Source organism: Nocardiopsis sp. TNDT3 (assembly GCF_003427465.1).
Lineage (GTDB): Bacteria > Actinomycetota > Actinomycetes > Streptosporangiales > Streptosporangiaceae > Nocardiopsis > Nocardiopsis dassonvillei.
In genome coordinates this window covers 1-1,517 of the sequence record NZ_QPFC01001316.1, presented here as the reverse complement: position 1 = coordinate 1,517, position 1,517 = coordinate 1, and the positions used below count along the sequence as shown (strand labels likewise).

1 protein-coding gene and 1 pseudogene are annotated in these 1,517 nt (G+C 54.6%); both read right to left on the bottom strand.

The genetic code is table 11. From position 1 onward, the window contains the following. Positions 1-259 precede the first annotated feature (259 nt). On the bottom strand, positions 260-403 hold the full coding sequence (locus tag DQW06_RS29340; RefSeq protein WP_013155566.1) for a hypothetical protein: 144 nt from the start codon (positions 401-403) through the stop codon (positions 260-262). A 200-nt stretch (positions 404-603) separates the two neighbouring features. Next, a pseudogene (locus DQW06_RS29045) lies at positions 604-1,517 on the bottom strand (hypothetical protein); the annotation flags it as partial.

The following is a 1,517-nucleotide window of genomic DNA, read 5'->3' as shown; positions in this document are numbered from 1 at the left end:
CCGTGGACACCCCCAACCCCTCGCCCTACCCCCGAAGCGCGTTCAGACCGACAACAATACGACAGGATGTCCGAAGCGCACCAACTCTCGGACGGCACGGCGACAGATGCAGCATGCCCCCTTCACACGAAGCCCCCGAACAAGTAGCCAAATCTCCCAGAAGCAGGGAAAGGGCTCGAAAATGGAGCCCCTTGATCACTCGTTCTCAATAAAGAAAAGCGACAGGCAGCCAAAGAGAACCAAGTTCCCCAAAGTAAATTTAATTAATGAAACCCTCCACCTCGGGGTCCTTCAAAATCTTGGCGTATGCCCGCGCCGTTCGTTCGTCGTACCCATCATCGAGATACATCTGGATTAGCTCTTCGAGCGTGTAGTTTTCCGGGTCATCAACAACAGCGATCATCGTAGATTCCAATCATTAGCAAAAACCTCGTCGAGCGCCTGGGCTATCGGCCTGAAGTCATCATCCCTCTACTGTCGGTACTGATCAACCCCTCCCCCGTCAAGGTGACTACGGATCTCCTCCTGGAGACGACGATCCCCTGTCCGCTCGGCAACCCACTGAGCATACGAGCGCGCGAACAGCTCCGGCTGACCAATCATTTAGTCTACATAGTAAGTAGAAGGCTCCGCGTACAGTGCTTTATACTGCGGCGAGCTTCTCACTGTAGACGCCCAATCCCTCAACGCTGGCGTCGATGGCATGATTGATGCCAGTCGCCTTGGCGATCCTGTTATGGCATGGTCAATCGCATGCCCAATCTCATGCACCAAGGTTTCTCGGAGATTAGGGTCCACTGGGTTCAACAAAATGGTACGACTTCCCGGTTCATATCTACCGGCGCGCCCAGCACCCAATTCTCGAAGCTCAAAAGTGACCGTTTCCATCACCGCAGGAAATCTATGCACTTTACCAACAAGTTCAATCGCCTCGTCAATCTCGACAAGGATTTCCCTCGGCATGTCGCCAGAAATATCACTAGGGAAATCGGTTCGACTTTCCAAACTGAAATAATCCGATTCTCCACCCACCAGCCCAGAATGGTCGAGATGACCGTCAAGAGGCGTGTTGTTCGCGTCAGAATCGAATTCAAGGCCTGACCTTGGGTCCGCGTTCATCGATGAATCGGAAGCATCATCAGCAATACCATCTGCGCCGCTTCCATACGCCGACCTGGAGGCACCCCCTTCACTGTTCATTCCAAGGTCAACATTCTCATCGTCAGGATTTACGGCAATCCGTTCCCCTCTGAGATCACCCGTGCCGATAGTCAAGTCAGCGTCGACTATCGGGGAGGCACCGTCCTGGTCGTTACCGCGCTGGAGTTCTGTGTCCGGCCGCGTGTACGAGGCAGAGGCGCCAAGTTCATCGCTACTTCCCGTAGTCGTTTCGGACCAGTTCTCTCGTTCCAGGTGAGCGCCGTTATGAACGTCCTCACTGAAGTGGTCCAAGGAATCATCGTCGCGAGGGTAGTTAGACGTTGTGCCGCTGTCCTGGGGCTGCGGCGCGGGCGGGT